The following is a 19,553-nucleotide window of genomic DNA, read 5'->3' as shown; positions in this document are numbered from 1 at the left end:
ATGCGTAAGAACGTAATTGCAGGAAATTGGAAAATGAATAAGACGGCAAATGAAGCTAGAGAATTTGTCGAGGCAATTCGGGAAAAAGTCCCGGCAAATGACAAGGCAGAGGCGATCATTTGTGCACCATTCCCTTATTTACCAGCTTTAGTGGAAGCGACGGAAGGTACAGAGATTAAAGTTTCTGCTCAAAATATGCATTTTGAAGACAGTGGTGCGTTTACTGGTGAAGTAAGCCCGGTTATGCTGAAGGATATTGGTGTTACCCACGTCGTTTTAGGCCACTCCGAACGTAGAGAATTATTTGCGGAAACGGATGAAACAGTAAACAAAAAAACAAGAGCAGCTCACGCGCACGGATTAACACCGATTGTTTGTGTTGGAGAGAGTCTTGAGCAAAGAGAAGCAAATGAAACAGTGGAGCTTGTCCGGAGCCAGGTTACAGCAGCATTGAAAGATTTGTCAGCTGAAGAAATTGCTAAGACGATCATTGCTTATGAGCCAATCTGGGCGATCGGAACAGGCAAAACTGCGTCAAGTGAAGATGCGAATGAAGTATGCCGTGAAATTCGTAATGTTATTAAAGAACTTACATCAGAAGAAACTGCGGATAAAGTAATTATCCAGTACGGCGGTAGTGTGAAGCCGGCAACGATTGATGAATTATTAAGCCAGTCCGATGTAGACGGTGCGTTAGTTGGCGGTGCGAGCCTAGAAGCGGATTCTTTCTTATCCCTTGTGGAGGCAGGTATTAATGAATAAAGAAAATTTAGCAGCACTAATCATCCTCGACGGCTTTGCCTTACGAGATGAAGTGAAAGGAAATGCAGTAAAATTAGCAAACACACCAAACTTTGATCGGTATTGGAATGAATTCCCTCATAATCAATTAACAGCGAGTGGGGAAGCCGTTGGATTACCAGAAGGTCAGATGGGAAACTCTGAAGTCGGCCACTTGAATATCGGTGCTGGTCGTATCGTTTATCAAAGCCTGACTCGAGTGAATATGGCGATTCAGGGAGGCGACTTCTTCCAGATGGAAGCTTTCCTTCAGACCATTCATAAAGCCAAGACAGAACAAAAAGCACTCCATTTGTTCGGTTTACTTTCGGATGGTGGAGTTCACAGCCATATCAGCCATTTATTCGCTTTACTAGAACTGGCAAAAGCGAATGATTTGGAAAATGTCTATGTGCATGCTTTCTTGGACGGACGAGATGTAGGCCCGAAAACAGCTGCTGAATATATCCGTCAAACGGAAGAGAAAATGCAGGAATTAGGTGTCGGGAAGATTGCAACGGTTTCCGGCCGCTATTATTCCATGGACCGGGATCATCGCTGGGATCGTGTGAAGAAAACGTACGACGCAATGGTACATGGGAAAGGTCCATCTTATCAGCATCCGCTCGATGTCGTCTATGATTCCTATGAGCACGGAATCTTTGATGAATTCGTTGAGCCTTCCGTCATCATTGATGAAAATGAAGAGCCAGTCGGCCTGATTGAAGATAATGATTCGATCATCTTCTTCAACTTCCGTCCAGACCGGGCAATTCAAATTACGAAAACATTTACGGATGTAGATTTCCGTGACTTCGAACGTGGTGAAAATGTGCCACAGGACATTGATTTCGTCACATTTACGAATTACAGTAATGACATTAATAGTGCAGTTGCGTTTGGTCCAACCGATTTGAAGAATACGGTCGGAGAAGTTCTATCTGACAACGGATTGAATCAATTGCGAATTGCCGAAACGGAAAAATATCCACACGTCACTTACTTTATGAGTGGTGGACGTCACGAGGAATTTCCTGGTGAAAAACGAATTTTGATCGATTCACCAAAAGTAGCTACTTACGATTTAAAACCGGAAATGAGTGCCTATGAAGTAACGGACGCGTTACTGAAGGAACTTGATGAAGGTAACCAGCAGGCAATCATCTTAAACTTCGCGAACCCGGATATGGTCGGTCATTCCGGAATGCTAGAGCCGACCATTAAAGCAGTTGAAGCAGTGGACGAATGTTTAGGTAAGATTGTCGATAAAATTCTTGAACTCGGTGGTAAAGCAATTATCACTGCTGACCATGGTAACTCCGATGAAGTCATGACACTTGAAGGAGAGCCGATGACAACACACACGACCAACCCGGTTCCGGTAATCGTTACAGAGAAGGGTACGGAATTGCGGGACGGTGGAATTCTGGCGGATTTAGCTCCAACCTTGCTTGATTTATTGGACGTAAATAAGCCTGAAGAAATGACCGGTAATTCTTTATTGAAAAAGTAAATTAAAAACAATAGATAAAAGGAGAGAATTATAAATGCCATACATTACAGATGTTTATGCAAGAGAAGTACTAGACTCCCGTGGTAATCCAACGGTTGAGGTTGAAATTACGACAGAATCAGGTGGGTTCGGCTCTGCCCTCGTTCCAAGTGGTGCATCTACTGGTGAATATGAAGCAGTAGAATTACGTGACGGTGATAAGAGCCGTTATCTAGGTAAAGGTGTAGAAAAAGCGGTAAATAACGTAAATGAAGTTATCGCTCCAGAACTGATTGGGCTTGACGTTACAAGACAAAATATCATCGATGCATTATTAATTGAATTAGATGGAACAGAGAACAAAGGAAAACTAGGTGCGAACGCAGTCTTAGGTGTATCTATGGCAGCAGCTCATGCAGCATCCAGCTACCTTGATATCCCATTATACAATTACCTTGGTGGATTCAACGCAAACGTACTGCCAACTCCAATGATGAACATTTTAAATGGTGGAGAGCACGCAGACAACAACGTAGACATCCAAGAATTTATGATTATGCCTGTCGCAGCTCCAACATTTAAAGAAGCATTACGTGTCGGGGCAGAAATCTTCCACGCATTGAAGAAAGTTCTGGCTGACAAAGGATTGAACACAGCAGTTGGGGATGAAGGCGGATTTGCCCCTAACCTTGGATCTAACGAAGAAGCCCTACAGACAATCATCGAAGCGATTGAAGCTGCTGGTTATAAACCAGGTGAAGAAGTACAGCTTGCAATGGACGTTGCCGCATCTGAAATGTTTGAAGACGGGAAATACAATTTCAAAGGTGAAGGTGTCGTCCGTACATCTGAAGAAATGGTTGAATGGTATGAGCAAATGGTTGACAAATACCCAATCGTATCTATTGAAGACGGTTTTGACGAGGATGACTGGGATGGCTTTAAGTTATTAACGGACCGTATCGGTGACCGTGTCCAGCTTGTTGGTGACGACTTATTCGTAACGAACACATCCAAGCTTGAAGAAGGAATTGAGAAAGGTATTGCCAACTCTATTCTAATCAAAGTAAACCAAATCGGTACATTAACAGAAACATTTGAAGCAATTGAAATGGCAAAACGTGCAGGATATACAGCAGTAATCTCCCACCGTTCTGGTGAAACAGAAGATGCAACAATTGCTGATATTGCAGTTGCAACAAATGCTGGTCAAATCAAGACAGGTGCACCGTCCCGTACGGACCGTGTTGCGAAATACAACCAGTTACTGCGTATCGAAGACGAACTTGCAGGTATCGCTGAATATGCAGGCAAAAATGCTTTCTATAACTTGAAAAAGTAAGAAACAAAGGCGGTGATGGGCGCAGAGTGGATGTGGCTATCTCCGGAAAGTTATCCATAGCATATGATTTTAAGATTCCTATGAATTAACAAAAGGGAAAAATATCCTAGACTTGTTCTGAGTCTAGGATATTTTTGTCTTCTGCTTGGCTGAAGCGCTATAATAAGTAATAACAGGAGGGGAATCGGAATGAATCTATTGCATACAATTAAAGAACGACGCTCCACGCTAAGTTTTAAGAGTGAGAAAATAGAGCTGTCTACGTTAAAAGAAATTTTTACATACGGTTCCTATGCACCAACACATTATATGACAGAGGCATGGAGGATAAAATTATATCAAGGAGACGGGAAAGAACAGCTCATACGAGCAATTATTGAAAGCTATCAACGCTCAGGCATGCTACCAAGTGGTAATTCCGAGAAGGCAATGCGTTCGAGGGCATCGATTGCTGATTTTCTATTCACCATCCCTCATCACGCTTTGATTTATTATGAAATCCCCAATGACCCAATTCGAAACGAAGAAGAGTATTCATCGGTCGCAGCCTTTATTCAGAACTCCCAGCTTGCTGCTTGGGAATACGGTGTTGGCATGCTCTGGACGATTACACCTTATATGCACGACGAGCAGTTTATCGAGAGAATTGGATTGGATCATGAGAAGCATAAGATCGCCGCTGTCTTACAAATTGGCTACCCCGATAAGACAACAAGGGATAAAGGAAGAACGCCAGTGGATCAGTGGATAGAGGTGATTGAGTAGGAAGATAGCGGTATAGTAAGAATGCTGAAGTCCACAAGCAAATAAGCAAGAAGTGGACCGTTCCCGGTTTCGCATTGGTCCACTTCGCTTCTCTAGTTCACCTTTATCACGCATTAACGGTCTGTACTATCCCCACACCTAAACATGAGGGAGCCCGCCCAAGATGTGAAGGTGGGGGATATACAGTCCGTAAATCCCTGATTCTGTTCAACTAACATTCAGTGGGGGAGGGAAGGAAACCCCCACTGAATGAAGCTTCACTTTATAATTGTTTCCTAATCCATTGCTCCAAAAAGTCGAACACTTCCTCTTTATTTGTTTCCTGGTGTAATTCGTGCCTAGCATCTGGATAGAGGGAGACAATCACATCGCTTAGACCGGCTTCTATGTAGCTTTCTGCAGCTTGAAAGACACCTTTACTGTAATTACCGACCGGATCGGCATCTCCGCTTATGAAAAGCATTGGTAAATCCTTTCTGATCCGCTTGTTGCGCTCCGGGTCCTGCATCTGTAAAATACCAGTCAGCAAATCAACGAAAAAACCGGCAGTTGGTACGTAACCGGAAAGTGGATCCGCGATATAATCATCTACAACTTGGCCGTCCCTTGTGAGCCAATCAAAACTAGTCAGCTTTTGGACGATTTTACTATTATAATTACCGAATACAAGATTGTTCATGAACGTCGATTCTTTCCTCGGATTTTGAAAAGAGGCAATTTCCAAACCAACTTTACTGCTTCGCTCGGGGAAAAAACCAGAACCAGCTAATAGTACTCCGGCAACTTCCTCGGAATAATTCTGAATGTAATTTCTTGTTATAAAGGATCCCATACTATGACCGTAAATAAAAATCGGTAATCCTGTATGCTGTTTTTTCACATATTGTATAAGAAGGTGTAGGTCTTCCACCAATAATTCAAAGCTATTTGCTTCCGCGATGAAACCGAGTTGACCTTGTTTCTCTCCCGTTCTACCATGTCCCCGGTGATCATCCCCATAGACGATGAACCCTTTGCCATTAAAAAAGGCGGCAAGTTGCTTGTACCTTGCGATGTGTTCTGTCATTCCATGGGATATGAGAATAACTGCTTTTGCATCCTTGATATCACTACCCCAGCTTCGGATATATAATTCACAATCATCTTCTGCGGTTAGCCAAAATTCTTCATTCATATTCTCCTCATCCTCCTAAAGCCCATTATAACGCCTAGATTAGAAAAGAAAAAATAATAAAACTAAAGTATTATCTTGCTATATAAAATACACTTGTGATAAAGTATATAATAGTAATTGTCGTCACGGGAGGTGTCATTGTAACATGCAAATGGCAGTAAATATTTTATTGGTAATCGATGCACTTATTATGATTGTCTTTGTTCTTCTGCAATCAGGGAAAAGTGCCGGGCTATCGGGAGCAATATCCGGTGGAGCTGAACAATTATTTGGGAAACAAAAAGCAAAAGGACTCGATTTATTCCTACATCGTGGTACGGTAGTAACAGGAATCCTATTCTTCCTTTTAGCTTTCTTAAGTGCATATGTTATATAATAATAATTACCCTTATCACGTTTGTGGTAGGGGTTTTTTAGAGAGGTTGTTCAAAATGGTAAAAAGTGACACTTCGAAAGAGGGGGTTCTACTAAAACCGTCCACGTCCTGTGGAGGGCGTAGAACGCACCACACACGAGAAGCTCGTTAGCTTGCTTTTTCGCTTCTCATGTACCTACTAACGTACATTTCGATCCTGGAAGCTCTAGCCACCTCGAAATCGACACACAGGATGAGCTAGTGTCGGCGTTAGAAAGACGATTGTGTTTTTAGCCGATCTCGGTCCTTTTTATCTTCTTTTTTGAACATCGTTTTAGAGTATTGATTGAAAGGGTAGATAGATATGAAGATTAAACAGCCACAAGCCTTTACATTTGAAGCGGGACCAAGAGCTGTTCTATTACTACATGGATTCACAGGGCATACAGCGGACGTCAGAATGCTTGGCCGCTTTTTGGAGAAAAAAGGTTACACATCTCATGCACCGATTTATCGGGGACACGGAGTTCCGCCGGAAGAGCTGATTAAGTCAAATCCAGATCAGTGGTGGGAAGATGTGAATTTAGCATTAAATCACTTGAAGGAACTAGGTTATGATGAAATTGCTGTTGCCGGACTTTCACTTGGAGGCGTGCTTGGATTAAAGCTTGCTTATTCAACCCAGGTGAAAGGTATAATTTCAATGTGTGCACCAATGTTTTTTGATAATGAGACTCAACTAACACAAGGCTTTGAACTCTTTACCAAAGAATATAAACAACTCGAACGAAAAGACGCAAAAACTATTGAACGCGAAGTAGCAACTGTCATGGAAGAATCTACTGAACTGTTCTCTTTATTGAAAGAGACGATTGAAGAAGTAAAGGATAATGTAGACACGATTTACACTCCGACATTTGTCGTCCAGGCTAGAAACGACATGATGATCAATACAGAAAGTGCGAATTATATTTATGATCATGTCGAGGCCGATTTGAAGGATATTAAATGGTATGAGGAATCCGGCCATGTTATCACGTTGGACAAGCAGAAAGATGAATTGCATGAGGATATTTATCAATTCCTTGAGAAGCTTGACTGGAATGTATGATTAAAAAAGTCATGAGCGGTAATAGATATAATGAAAGTAGGTGAGACGAATGAAAGAAAAATTGCTTACATTTTTCAATGAAACGGAGACCCGGCCGTTAAGCGTCGATGAAATTGAAGAGAAGTTGGGCATTCAAGATGCAGAAGAATTTAAAGAACTAATTAAAACATTGAATAGTCTTGAGGATTCGGGTGAACTCGTCCGCACGAGAAAGAACCGTTACGGCCTCCCGGAGAAAATGAATCTCATTTTAGGTCGGATTCAAATGCATAATAAAGGATTCGCCTTCCTACTCCCCGAAGAAGAGGGGGTAGAGGATATTTACATTAATCCATCTGATTTGAACTCCGCGATGAATGGCGATAAGGTGCTTGTAAGGCGGGAGAAGCAATCCTTTGCAGGCGACCGTGCGGAAGGTGTCGTGCTCCGGATATTGGAGCGGGCGATTACTCAAGTCGTCGGAACGTACGATGATAACAAGAACTTTGGTTTCGTCATCCCTGATGATAAGCGGATTCCCCATGATATCTTTATCCCGAAAGGAAAAGCGAACGGGGCAATTGACGGCCATAAGGTCATTGCACAGATTACGAAGTATCCTGAAGCGTGGAGCAGTGCAGAAGCTGAAATCACCGAGATTCTCGGTCATAAAAATGACCCCGGCATTGATATTATATCCATTATTTATAAACATGGGATAACGATTGATTTTCCTGATGATGTTTTACAACAGGCATCAGAAATACCTGATGAGATTTCGCCCGAGGAGCTCGAAGATAGAATCGATCGTCGGAATGAACAAATTGTAACGATTGACGGGGCAGATGCAAAGGACCTTGATGATGCGATTTCGGTTAAAAAGCTGGACAATGGGAATTACCAACTAGGTGTTTATATTGCCGACGTCAGTTATTATATTGACAAAGGCTCTCCGATGGATGAGGAAGCATATGAAAGAGGGACAAGTGTCTATCTTGTCGACCGGGTTATTCCAATGATTCCACATCGGCTCTCCAATGGGATCTGTTCATTGAACCCACAAGTCGACCGGTTGACAATTGGGTGTGAGATGGAAATTACGACGAGCGGAGAAGTTGTGGAGCATGAATTTTTCCCCGCTGTTATTAATTCAACGGAACGGATGACTTATACCGATGTGAATAAAATTCTCGTCGATCAGGATAAAGAGTTACGAGAGAAATATGCCGAACTTGTTCCAATGTTCGAGCAGATGGAAAAGCTTGCAGCGATCCTCCGTGGAAAGCGAAAGGGCCGAGGGGCGATTGACTTCGATTTCAAGGAAGCGCAAGTGCTTGTTGACGACGAAGGAAAAGCGAAGGATGTCGTGCTTCGTGAGCGTTCAGTCGGTGAACGGTTGATTGAGGAATTTATGCTCGCTGCAAACGAAACGGTGGCAGAACACTTCCATTGGCTGGATGTACCGTTCATTCACCGCATCCATGAAGATCCGGATGAAGGAAAATTGGAGAGTTTCTTTGAATTCCTTGCTGGTCTTGGTATTTCGGTAAAAGGAACAGCAAATGAAATCCATCCGCAAGCCTTACAAAAAGTTCTTGACAAGATAAAAGATGAACCAGAAGAAATGATTGTTTCAAAGCTGATGCTTCGATCCATGAAACAGGCGAAGTATGCCCCAGAAAGTGTCGGGCACTTTGGACTTGCGACAGACTTTTATACCCATTTCACGTCACCGATTCGCCGCTACCCGGATTTAATTGTCCACCGGCTCATCCGCACGTATCTATTTGAGAAGAAGATGGATAGAAAGACGATTGCGGAGTGGCGGGAAGCTCTTCCGGAAATCGCAAAGCATACATCCGAAATGGAAAGAAGAGCGGTCGACACGGAACGGGAAACGGATGACTTAAAGAAAGCGGAGTATATGGAAGATAAGATTGGCGAGGAGTTTACAGGAGTAATTAGCTCGGTAACGAACTTCGGATTGTTTGTAGAACTGGAAAATACGGTGGAAGGGCTTGTTCATGTCAGCTACCTGACGGATGATTATTATCATTATGATGATCGTACACATGCATTAATTGGAGAGCATACTGCCAAAATATATCGTGTTGGAGACGAAGTGAAAGTAAAAGTGGCTCAAGTAAACTTAGATGAACGGGCTGTAGACTTCGAACTCTTGGAAACAAAGGCGAAAAAAAGACGCCGCGAAGGAAACAAACAAGAAATCCCGGCAAGAAGAAAGAACAAATCTAAAGGTAAACCGAAAGTAAAAAAAAATAAAGGTAAGAAGAAAAAATAAAAACAGTGGGGAGGCTCCACTGTTTTTTATAGCATGGAAAACTATAAAATATAAATGCTTTGGATAACTTGGATATCAGGGAAAGCCACGTCCGGCTCCAGCGCCCAGCAACTAGCAAACTTCACACTCCTCCAATCGATAAGTCAACATCAACTCAAAACTAAAGGAGGGCCGCCTAAGTACGGGCTAAAGCCCAACAGCGGCATACCCCTAAAGGGGCATGTTTCCTTTATCTCATTCCGGAGTGCTCCAGTTTGTACGTTGCTTAACGGGCGCTTCCGCCTTTGTTACTATTAAGCTTTTCATGGAACTTTTATGACGCGATTAGGTATAATAAAATATGAATATTGGCTGGAGGTGTTGTGATGGATAATGTAACCCTTGCTTTAATTTTTACTCTTTTTGCAGGGCTTGCTACCGGTGTAGGGAGCTTGCTTGCATTTTTTGCAAAAACAACAAATACAAAATTTCTTTCATTTGCACTTGGCTTATCAGCCGGTGTGATGATTTATGTTTCGATGATAGAAATCTTTTTTAAGGCGAAAGAATCCCTCGTATCCTCATTAGGTTATACAGAAGGGTATTGGGTGACGGTCCTTGCATTTTTTAGCGGAATGTTATTGATCGGTGTGATTGATAAGCTGATCCCAACTTATTCCAACCCCCACGAAATTAAAAAGGTAGAAGATATGGAGAAACCGGGAAAGGCAATCCAAGACCCGGAACTGATGAAAATGGGCATATTTACAGCGATAGCAATTGGGATCCATAACTTTCCTGAAGGCATTGCAACATTCATTTCAACTCTGCAGGATCCTTCTGTCGGCTTCGCAATCGCGGTCGCCGTAGCTATTCATAATATCCCGGAAGGAATTGCCGTATCGGTGCCAATCTACTATGCGACAGGCAGTAGGAAAAAGGCGTTCAAGCTTTCTTTCCTTTCCGGTTTAGCGGAGCCGGTTGGAGCGATCCTAGCATTTCTTATCCTAATGCCGTTTTTAAATGAATTCGTCTTGGGAATCACATTTGCAATGGTTGCCGGAATTATGGTATTTATTTCGCTTGATGAACTATTACCTGCTGCGAAGCGATATGATGAGGCGCATTTATCGATATACGGCGTTATTGCTGGTATGGCGATTATGGCGATTAGTCTGATTTATTTGCAATAAATAAATTCTCATTGGAAAAAACATGATAATCTGATAAAATAAAGGTCTATGCAAGTGATTGGGAGGTGTTTCAATGCCAAAGGGAACTGGAAAAACAATTGCAGTAAACAGGAAAGCACGCCATGATTATTTTATCGAAGAAACGTATGAAGCAGGCATTGTCCTTCAAGGTACAGAAATTAAATCACTCCGGCTTGGGCGGGTAAGTATTAAAGATGCCCACGCGAGAATTATCAACGGTGAAGTTTTTCTAGTTAATCTGCATATCGCAGAGTATGAACAGGGAAATCGCTATAACCATGATCCAACCCGTTCTCGTAAACTTCTCCTGCACCGTAATCAGATTGATAAATTAATCGGGCTTACGCAACAGGAAGGGTATACACTTGTCCCGCTTAAAATTTATATTAAAAATGGCTATGCCAAAGTGCTAATCGGTCTTGGTAAAGGGAAGAAAAAGTTCGATAAGCGGGAAGATATGAAACGGAAACAAATGAAACGGGATGCGGACCGGGCGTTAAAGGAATACAATCAGTAGGCTTAAATTGGTCCCTTTGCATTATTACAAGTCTGTGTTATAATAAGTATAGAGCTTGGGACTCCCCCGAGTGTTCTCATTTATATGGGGACGTTACGGATTCGACAGGGGTAGGTTGAGCTCAGGTTGCGCGTCGAGGTTACGGCTCGTAAAACGTAAACGCCTATAACTGGCAAAAACGAAAACTACTCTTTAGCTGCTGCTTAAGCAGTTCTAAAGGATCCTTCCTACAATCGCCTGTGTTGTAGATAGAAGGGTCTCAAACTCAAACAGGCTGGACTGACTTCCACCGTCTGAGGATCGTCAGTCGAGATGAATCAGACTAGCTATCACAAAGCCTGTTGATAGGCTGAGTGAATAGTGAAATACGAATATATCAACTACACGTGTAGAAGCCTGAGTGGCAATATCTCTGGACGAGGGTTCGACTCCCTCCGTCTCCACCAATACATAAGTTGGTGGTTTTTTTATGTTTATGTGACGTAAAGCATAAAATTTCCGTTTGGAAGCTTTATGCTTTATTTTTCTTTAGGAAATTTTATGCTTGATTCTTCAACTTTTATAGCTAATATATATTACGAATTTATCTAAATGCCTTTTCCTTTAGTGAAAAGTCGGTATCCACTGTTATTGTGGCTTTGAAATAAAGTTTGATAATTTATAAAAGGGTTTGATACAATTACATTGATCTATCCGGATTCGAACAATCTAACAAACAGCCGTATGTTAAATAAAATAAGGATTATCCTAGATTATATAGGATAGTCTTTATTCTTACTTTTTTTTCTTGTGAAAAGTAAAGCTTGCGAAACTATGGTAAGTACAGGTAATTCAATTAACGGCCCAATAACTAAAGCCAAAGCAATAAGAGGTTGATCAGGGAATGCTGTTACAGCTATAGCCAAAGACACTGGTGAATTCCTAGCAATAATCGTCATATTTAAGCTAACCGTATCTTCATAGGAAAACTTTAAAAACCTTCCAACAAAGCGTCCTACTACATAGTTAATAACAAAAAATGATAAAACTGGAAAAATTAAAATGTAAATGACTTCTAGGTTTTCAAGTAAGTAAGAACCTTGGGAAGCAAACATTGCCATAATAGCTAATGATAAAAAGAAAATTTGAGAATTGTCGAAAAAAAGAATAATCTTGTTGTTTAAAAAAGATTTTCTACTTCTTAGTAAGAATCGAGTAAGGTGAGCAAGGACAAAGGGAATAACCAATACAATCAATATACTTTCTACAAGTGTTGCTATGGGGATCGTTTCAATTGTTCCAGCAAATAGCAGTAAATATACTGGCAAAAGTATGACTTGTAGAATTAAGTTAATTGGTAAAATCGATGTTGAAAGCGATACATTTCCTTTTGCTATTCCAGTAAACGCAAGATACCAATCTGTACAAGGTGTCACCATAAGCATAATAAAGCCGATCCATAAAGATGGATAATCAGATAAAAAAATGGAACCCAAACCCCAAGCTATTACCGGTGTCCATATAAAATTAATGATTGTGTTAGCTCCAAGGAATTTAATATTTGAAAAAGCCTTTTTTAATTGTTGCAGTGGTATTTTTAAAAACAACCCGTATAGCATTAAGAATAGAAACGGAATAACGAAAGACTCCGCATGTTGTTCAATTAAGTTTACTTTTCCTAATAAAAGACCTAAAACAACAGCACTTAATATAATAAGAGTTTGTAGTTTTTCTAATAAGCCCATAAATCAATCACTTTCTTCTTGTACAATTTACTTTCCTACATATTAGTATAATACATTCCGATTAATATTACTTTTCATGCGTATTATTTCGTATTATAGAGTCGAGACTTATACTCTAATTTAAACAGCTAAAATTAAAGGTATTAGCAGTTTTTATAAAAATATTACATATTCATATTTTTTCATTGTATATATAAGTAAATAATTATATACTTATCACAGAATAGGTAAGAAGGAGGAATGAATTTGCTAAAAACAGTGATTGAATTAGATAAAGCTGCGAACCTTTTAAAACTAATTGGAGACAAGACACGTCTGACAATGATGAAGTTAATGGACGATCATGCTTGTTGCGTCTGTGAGTTTGTAGAAATTTTTCAAATGAGTCAACCAGCTATTAGTCAACATTTACGTAAACTGAAAGATTTAGGGTTAGTTGAGGAAGAAAGAAAAGGGCAATGGATATTTTACTCGGTTAATAAAGATAATGAGTATTATTCCTTTATAAAAGATATTCTTGATCAATTACCAAGTCAAAACGATAAAATAAAGGAATTAGAAGAAAAAGGTAGACGAATTAATTGCTGTTAATATTGGAGGTATTATTTTGTCAACAACGCTTATACTCGCAATACTCATATTTGTAGCAACCCTCGTCCTAGTCATTTGGCAACCAAAAGGTTTAAATATTGGTTGGTCTGCAATGGGAGGAGCAGTTATAGCTCTAATTGTAGGAGTCGTAGGGTTTAGTGATGTAATCGAAGTAACACAAATCGTTTGGAACGCCACATTGGCATTTGTAGCAATCATTCTTATTTCTTTAATTTTGGATGAAATTGGATTGTTTGAATGGGCTGCCTTACATATGGCCCGTTTTGCAAAGGGTAATGGAATAAAAATGTTTGTCTATATCAGTATATTAGGTGCGATTGTTGCCGCCTTATTTGCGAATGATGGTGCAGCGTTAATACTTACACCAATCGTATTAGCAATGGTTAGAAATTTGAATTTTAAAGCAAAAATGATTTTTCCGTTTATCATGGCAAGTGGATTTATCGCGGATACAACATCTTTGCCTTTCATTGTCAGTAACTTAGTAAATATTGTATCTGCTGACTTCTTTGGTATTGGATTTGTTGAATATGCTTCACGAATGATTATTCCAAACCTATTTTCATTAGTTGCTACCATAACGGTGTTACTGATTTACTTTAGAAAAAGTATTCCTAAGTCATATGATGTAGCGAAACTAGCCGAACCTAGAAGTGCTATTAAGGATCATAGAATGTTTCGTCTATCATGGTATGTCCTTGGCTTATTAGTCATTGGTTACTTTACTAGCGAGTTTATCAATATACCTGTTTCCATTATTGCGGGAGCTATTGCTATCTTTTTCATCTTAATGGGAAGACAAAGTCCTGCAGTAAATACAAAGAATGCTATTAAGGGTGCGCCGTGGGATATTGTGTTCTTCTCCATTGGTATGTATGTCGTAGTATATGGATTAGGAAATGCAGGACTCACCTCTGCGCTAGCAAGTATCATTCAAACAGTTGCTGATGAAGGGTTGTTTGTTGCCACCGTTGGAATGGGATTCATTGCTGCTTTTCTATCATCTATCATGAATAATATGCCAACCGTAATGATTGACGCTTTAGCCATTGCGGAAACGAATACTACTGGTGTTTTAAGGGAAGCACTTGTTTATGCTAACGTAGTCGGATCAGACTTGGGTCCAAAAATTACACCGATTGGTTCCTTAGCAACGTTAGTTTGGCTTCATGTTCTGTCCCAAAAAGGAATTAAGATCTCTTGGGGAACGTATTTCAAGACGGGTATTATTCTAACGATACCAATCCTATTTATCACGTTACTAGGTCTATATCTAACATTAACTATATTTTAATAAAGGAGTATTACTATGACGAAAAAAACAATTTATTTCTTATGTACAGGAAATTCATGTCGAAGCCAAATGGCAGAAGGTTGGGCTAAAGAGATTCTTGGAAATGAGTGGGAAGTAAGAAGTGCAGGTATTGAAGCCCACGGACTAAACCCTAATGCTGTGAAAGCAATGAAGGAAGTTGGAATTGACATATCCGATCAAAAATCAGAAATTATTGATTCGGACATATTAAATAATGCAACTTTAGCAGTTACACTTTGTGGTGATGCCAAAGATAAATGTCCCGTTACACCACCTAATGTGAAACGAGAACACTGGGGATTTGATGATCCTGCAAAAGCAGAAGGAACAGACAAAGAGAAGTGGGCTGTTTTTCAACGTGTTCGTGATGAAATCGGTGAACGAATTAAACGTTTTGCTGAAACTGGAGAATAACAAAAAGTTAAGCCATGAGAATATCCTCAAGGCTTAACTATCTGTCGATATATAAGTATATAGTTATATACAAATAATTGGAGGGTAAAACGTATGAAAAAAGTAGAAATCTTTGATCCGGCGATGTGCTGTTCAACAGGTGTTTGTGGACCAAGTGTTGACCCAAATTTAACAAGAGTAGCTTCTGCAATTTATTCAATGGAACAAAAAGGTGTGGACATCAAGCGATATAATTTAGCAAATGACCCTGCATCTTTTGCAGATAATGAAACGGTAAATCAGGTTCTTCAAGAAAAAGGAGCAGATGCACTTCCAGTAACACTTTTAGATGAGGAAGTAGTTAAAGTAGGTGAATATCCAACCAATGAAGAATTTGCGGAATGGTTGGAAGTAAGTGCGGAGGAATTGACTCAGAAACCTCGTGTACGTGTTTCCGTAAAACTCGACTAAAGGAGATTTTAAATTGTATACACGTTATAATCCAAAAATGCATGTCGAAACACCGTATCTATTTTTCACTGGTAAAGGTGGAGTTGGAAAAACATCTGTAGCATGTGCAACAGCAGTTGCACTTGCTGATCAAGGAAAAAAGGTTTTGCTTGTCAGCACGGATCCTGCTTCTAATTTGCAGGACGTATTTGAAATCGAGTTATCTCGTGAACCTGTTGAAATTCCAAGTGTGAAAAACTTATTTGTCAGTAATATTGATCCAGAAGAAGCTTCAAGAGCATATCGAGAAAAGACAGTTGGCCCATATAGAGATAAACTTCCTGAATCGGTAGTCAATCAGATGGAAGAACAGCTTTCTGGAGCGTGTACCGTAGAAATTGCTGCATTCGATGAATTCTCTCATTTATTAGCAGATGATGGGATATTTAGCGAATACGACCATGTTTTATTTGATACAGCTCCAACGGGCCATACGCTTCGTTTATTATCTCTGCCGACAGCATGGTCTGGTTATTTGGAGGAAGCAACACATGGGGCTTCTTGTTTGGGACCATTATCAGGCCTTGGTGATAAGAAGGCTATGTATCAAAAAGCAGTTGAATCCCTTTCTGATGGTGACAAAACAACAATAATTTTAGTTGCCAGACCAGAGGAATCCACCCTGATTGAAGCGAACCGTGCATCATTAGAACTTGGAGACATTGGCATCCAAAAACAAATGCTTATCATAAATGGGTTATTGCAGTCTTATGAAAAAAATGATGAGGTATCTACTGCTTTTTACGAAGGGCAGCATGAAGCATTGACGAAAACACCAGAGGAATTGAAAAAGATTCAAACCTTCTCATTACCTTTTGTATCGTATTCGTTAACTGGTATTGATCGCCTTCGTCAGATTGTGAGTGATGCTCCTTTAGTTAAATTCAAGGAGGACGATCAGGGTACTGAATTTGCACCACTTTCTGAACTAAAGGATGTAATTGATGATTTTTCATCTAAAAATACTCGTGTTATTTTTACAATGGGTAAAGGTGGAGTTGGAAAAACATCTGTTGCTGCAGCAATTGCAGTTGGATTGACGGAAAAAGGGCATAAAGTTCATTTAACAACAACTGACCCAGCAGCACATCTGGATTATATGTTCCAAAACGGTACTGTTAATGAGAATCTATCCATCAGCAGTATTAACCCAGAAGTAGAAGTGGAAGCCTACAAAAAAGAAGTAATCACTAATGCTGGTGAATTGAATGATGACGAACTTGCCTACTTACAGGAAGACCTTGAGTCTCCATGTACGGAAGAGATTGCGGTGTTCCGTGCTTTTGCCGATGTAGTAGAAAGGTCTGGACAAGAAATTGTTGTTATCGATACTGCACCAACCGGGCATACGTTGCTTTTACTTGATTCATCGGAGGCTTATCACAAGGAAATGAGCCGTTCTACTGGTGAAATTCCAGAAAGTGTGAAAAAGTTATTGCCAAGACTGCGTAACCCAGAAGAGACAGGGGTAGTCGTTGTTACATTGCCAGAAGCAACTCCTGTTTTTGAGGCAACACGCTTGCAGGATGACTTAAAGCGAGCAGAGATAACTCCAAAATGGTGGGTCATCAATCGAAGTTTATATGCAACAGGAACAACAGATAAAGTATTAAAAGCACGTGCAGCATCGGAAAGGCAATGGATTAAGAAAGTACAAGAAGAATTAGCTGATAATAGTGCGTTAATCCCTTGGATGAAGGAAGTAAAAATAGGCTATGACCAATTGAAGGAATTTGTTCAACTTTAAAAAATAAGGGGGAATTATAATGAATATCACAGAAAAGGCTAAAAATAAATTACAGGTTATTTTTCAAGAAAAGGGTGCAGAAGGTATTCGCTTTTATTCGATGGGAGCAGGATGTTGTGGACCGCAATTAGGAATTTCTTTAGATGCGCCTGAAGAAAACGATATTGTTGAAGAAATTGATGGAATTAAAGTGTCCATTGATAAAGATGTTAAAGATACAGTAGAAGGATTAACATTAGATGACGATGAAACACCAAACGGTTCGCAATTTGTGTTACTAGGAATGGATCAGTGCTGCTAAGAATAGACATCAAGATAAGATCTGGAGGATTATAAACATATGAAGATAATTATTATTGGTTCCGTTGCAGCTGGTACATCTGTTGCTGCAAAGGCACGCAGAAACGACGAAAACGCAGAAATTACGTTATATAATGCAGATTATGATATCTCCTATTCTATTTGTGGAATCCCCTACTTTTTAGGAGGGGAAGTAGACGAGTTAGAGACACTAACACCTAGAAGTGCTGCATGGTTTAAAAAACGTTACAACGTGGATATTCAAACACGTCATGAAGTGATAAAGATAGATCCAGATAAGAAAGTAATTACAGTTAAAAATCTAGATACAAGCGAGACGAAAGAAGACAGTTACGATACCTTGGTATTTGCAACTGGTGCGACTCCAATTACTCCACCAATTAAAGGGGTGGAGATGGAGCATGTCTTTCATGTCCGCAATATCCAAAACACAGCATCTATCAACTCGTTTATGGTTTCAAATAACCCGAAAAAGGTCACCATTATTGGTGCTGGCTTCATCAGTCTTGAAATGGCAGAACAATTGACTCATAAAGGATTAGAAGTAACGATTGTTCAGCGCAGTAATCAGATTATGCCACATTTGGATAAAGATATGGCTTTCCGTGTAGAGGAGCATATCCGAGATAACGGAGTAAACTTGTTATTAAACGAAGAAGCAACTGTGATTACGGAGAATACTGTGGAAACGAAAAGTGGCAATGTCATTGATTCCGATATGATCATTTTAGCCACTGGTGTTAGACCAAATACGAAACTAGCAAGAGATTTAGGCGTGGAATTAGGCACATCTGGAACGATTAAAGTTAATACCAAGATGCAAACGAATCTACCTGATATTTATGCCGTTGGGGACGTAGCAGAAAGTTTTTCGGTTATAACTGGAAAACCTATATACCGTCCGTTAGGCTCTACAGCTAATAAAATGGGACGTATCGCTGGTGATGTTATTACTGGTGGAGATTTGGAACATCGGGGCATTTTAGGGACAGGAATTTTAAGAGTATTTGACTTAGCGGTAGGCTATACCGGGTTAAGTGAAAAAGAGGCTAAGGCAGAAGGTTTTGATCTTGAAGTATTACACAATATTAAACCAGCAAGAGCAGAATATCTGGGTGGTAAAGAATTAGTAATTAAGGCAATTGCCGATAGGAAAACAAGCCAAATTTTAGGTGTGCAAATCGTAGGTGAAGATGGTGTTGATAAGCGAATCGATGTATTTGTAACAGCCATTTCCTTTAAAGCAAAAGCAAAAGACTTGTTCCATCTAGATTTAGCATATGCACCACCATTTAGTACAACGAAAGATCCGGTAATGTATACAGGTATGGCTTTACAAAATGCGATTGATAAGAAAAATAAACTGATTACCCCACAAGAATTAACGGACCGAATCGAGAACGGTGAGCAAATACAAATCATCGATACAAGAGCAACGAAGCAGTATGAGGTATCGAAAGTGGATGGAGCAGTAAATATACCACTAGCAAAGTTGCGTAAGGAAGCGAAGAATTTGGATCCTAATATCCCTACCGTAACGTACTGTAACAAAGGTGTAACTGGAAATGCTGCGCAAAATGTGTTAATAAATATGGGATTTAAAGATGTATTTAATCTTTCTGGTGGGAATAAGAATTATCAGAGTTTTAATAAAGGGAAACAATAAAATTTATAGAATGTAGATAAATATAATAAAGGGTCTTCAGAATATATAGTGGAATTACTATTTTAATGCCTTTAAAACAATTAATGTTTAAATTGGATTATTTGGTGGAATGTTAAGTTGTGAAAAAATTAAAATGGTCCGAACCAAGAGGGATATTCAAATTATTGTATAGAAGAATTTAAATGTTATCTTGTAACTAATGACTCATATTAATTGAACAAGAAATAGAAAAGTTTGATAATATATTTACTTGGG

The 19,553-nt window shown here is 39.8% G+C and carries 18 protein-coding genes and 1 other RNA gene; 17 read left to right on the top strand and 2 right to left on the bottom strand.

The window, feature by feature from the left end:
- From tpiA to SPD53_RS04825, 4 genes are all read left to right on the top strand, one after another.
- Positions 1–762: a triose-phosphate isomerase gene (gene tpiA, locus SPD53_RS04840; protein WP_336251792.1), complete on the top strand. Its 762-nt coding sequence runs from the start codon at positions 1–3 to the stop codon at positions 760–762.
- Complete coding sequence (gene gpmI / locus SPD53_RS04835) at positions 755–2,293, top strand: 2,3-bisphosphoglycerate-independent phosphoglycerate mutase (protein WP_336251791.1); 1,539 nt, start codon at positions 755–757, stop codon at positions 2,291–2,293. The genes tpiA and gpmI overlap by 8 nt, the downstream gene beginning before the upstream one ends.
- Before the next feature lie 34 nt (positions 2,294–2,327).
- Positions 2,328–3,614: a phosphopyruvate hydratase gene (gene eno / locus SPD53_RS04830; protein WP_156855747.1), complete on the top strand. Its 1,287-nt coding sequence runs from the start codon at positions 2,328–2,330 to the stop codon at positions 3,612–3,614.
- A 189-nt stretch (positions 3,615–3,803) separates the two neighbouring features.
- Positions 3,804–4,379 carry a nitroreductase family protein gene (locus SPD53_RS04825; protein WP_156855748.1) on the top strand — a complete coding sequence of 192 codons (576 nt, stop codon included), beginning with the start codon at positions 3,804–3,806 and terminating at the stop codon, positions 4,377–4,379.
- A gap of 262 nt (positions 4,380–4,641) precedes the next feature.
- On the opposite strand, the gene SPD53_RS04820 is transcribed toward SPD53_RS04825, so the two are convergent.
- Complete coding sequence (locus tag SPD53_RS04820) at positions 4,642–5,553, bottom strand: alpha/beta hydrolase (protein WP_336251790.1); 912 nt, start codon at positions 5,551–5,553, stop codon at positions 4,642–4,644.
- A 145-nt stretch (positions 5,554–5,698) separates the two neighbouring features.
- Between SPD53_RS04820 and secG the strand changes: the two genes are divergently transcribed.
- The 6 genes from secG to ssrA all read left to right on the top strand — a co-directional run bounded on the left by secG (position 5,699) and on the right by ssrA (position 11,456).
- Positions 5,699–5,929 carry a preprotein translocase subunit SecG gene (gene secG / locus SPD53_RS04815; protein WP_156855750.1) on the top strand — a complete coding sequence of 77 codons (231 nt, stop codon included), beginning with the start codon at positions 5,699–5,701 and terminating at the stop codon, positions 5,927–5,929.
- A 343-nt stretch (positions 5,930–6,272) separates the two neighbouring features.
- Entirely contained in the window at positions 6,273–7,019 is a 747-nt protein-coding gene (locus SPD53_RS04810; RefSeq protein ID WP_336251789.1) for an alpha/beta hydrolase, read from the top strand.
- A 49-nt stretch (positions 7,020–7,068) separates the two neighbouring features.
- Positions 7,069–9,300, top strand: a complete 2,232-nt coding sequence (rnr, locus tag SPD53_RS04805) for a ribonuclease R (protein WP_336251788.1) — start codon at positions 7,069–7,071, stop codon at positions 9,298–9,300.
- 365 nt (positions 9,301–9,665) lie between these two features.
- Positions 9,666–10,472: a zinc transporter ZupT gene (zupT, locus tag SPD53_RS04800; RefSeq protein WP_156855753.1), complete on the top strand. Its 807-nt coding sequence runs from the start codon at positions 9,666–9,668 to the stop codon at positions 10,470–10,472.
- Positions 10,473–10,545: 73 nt separating this feature from the next.
- Positions 10,546–11,010, top strand: coding sequence for an SsrA-binding protein SmpB (smpB, locus tag SPD53_RS04795; RefSeq protein ID WP_336251787.1), 465 nt, complete (start codon positions 10,546–10,548; stop codon positions 11,008–11,010).
- 86 nt (positions 11,011–11,096) lie between these two features.
- Positions 11,097–11,456, top strand: a transfer-messenger RNA (tmRNA) gene (gene ssrA / locus SPD53_RS04790).
- A 306-nt stretch (positions 11,457–11,762) separates the two neighbouring features.
- Here the strand turns inward: ssrA and SPD53_RS04785 are convergent.
- The gene (locus SPD53_RS04785) at positions 11,763–12,734 is read right to left on the bottom strand and encodes an arsenic resistance protein (RefSeq protein ID WP_277680095.1); all 972 of its coding nucleotides are present in this window, start codon (positions 12,732–12,734) and stop codon (positions 11,763–11,765) included.
- A gap of 246 nt (positions 12,735–12,980) precedes the next feature.
- Between SPD53_RS04785 and SPD53_RS04780 the strand changes: the two genes are divergently transcribed.
- From SPD53_RS04780 to SPD53_RS04750, 7 genes are all read left to right on the top strand, one after another.
- Entirely contained in the window at positions 12,981–13,325 is a 345-nt protein-coding gene (locus tag SPD53_RS04780) for an ArsR/SmtB family transcription factor (RefSeq protein WP_277680096.1), read from the top strand.
- 16 nt (positions 13,326–13,341) lie between these two features.
- Positions 13,342–14,640 carry an arsenic transporter gene (locus SPD53_RS04775; RefSeq protein WP_277680097.1) on the top strand — a complete coding sequence of 433 codons (1,299 nt, stop codon included), beginning with the start codon at positions 13,342–13,344 and terminating at the stop codon, positions 14,638–14,640.
- A gap of 15 nt (positions 14,641–14,655) precedes the next feature.
- The gene (gene arsC / locus SPD53_RS04770) at positions 14,656–15,075 is read left to right on the top strand and encodes an arsenate reductase (thioredoxin) (RefSeq protein WP_277680098.1); all 420 of its coding nucleotides are present in this window, start codon (positions 14,656–14,658) and stop codon (positions 15,073–15,075) included.
- Between the two features lie 93 nt (positions 15,076–15,168).
- Positions 15,169–15,525, top strand: coding sequence for an arsenite efflux transporter metallochaperone ArsD (gene arsD / locus SPD53_RS04765; RefSeq protein ID WP_277680099.1), 357 nt, complete (start codon positions 15,169–15,171; stop codon positions 15,523–15,525).
- A 13-nt stretch (positions 15,526–15,538) separates the two neighbouring features.
- The gene (gene arsA / locus SPD53_RS04760; protein ID WP_336251786.1) at positions 15,539–17,311 is read left to right on the top strand and encodes an arsenical pump-driving ATPase; all 1,773 of its coding nucleotides are present in this window, start codon (positions 15,539–15,541) and stop codon (positions 17,309–17,311) included.
- Between the two features lie 19 nt (positions 17,312–17,330).
- Positions 17,331–17,612 (top strand): HesB/IscA family protein, encoded by a 282-nt coding sequence (locus tag SPD53_RS04755; protein WP_060681933.1) that lies wholly within the window; start codon positions 17,331–17,333, stop codon positions 17,610–17,612.
- 39 nt (positions 17,613–17,651) lie between these two features.
- The gene (locus tag SPD53_RS04750; RefSeq protein ID WP_336251785.1) at positions 17,652–19,298 is read left to right on the top strand and encodes an FAD-dependent oxidoreductase; all 1,647 of its coding nucleotides are present in this window, start codon (positions 17,652–17,654) and stop codon (positions 19,296–19,298) included.
- Positions 19,299–19,553 lie beyond the last annotated feature (255 nt).

Source organism: Oceanobacillus sp. MO10714A, assembly GCF_037072045.1.
Taxonomy (GTDB): Bacteria; Bacillota; Bacilli; order Bacillales; family Amphibacillaceae; genus Oceanobacillus; species Oceanobacillus indicireducens.
This window is presented reverse-complemented; position numbering and strand designations above follow the sequence as displayed.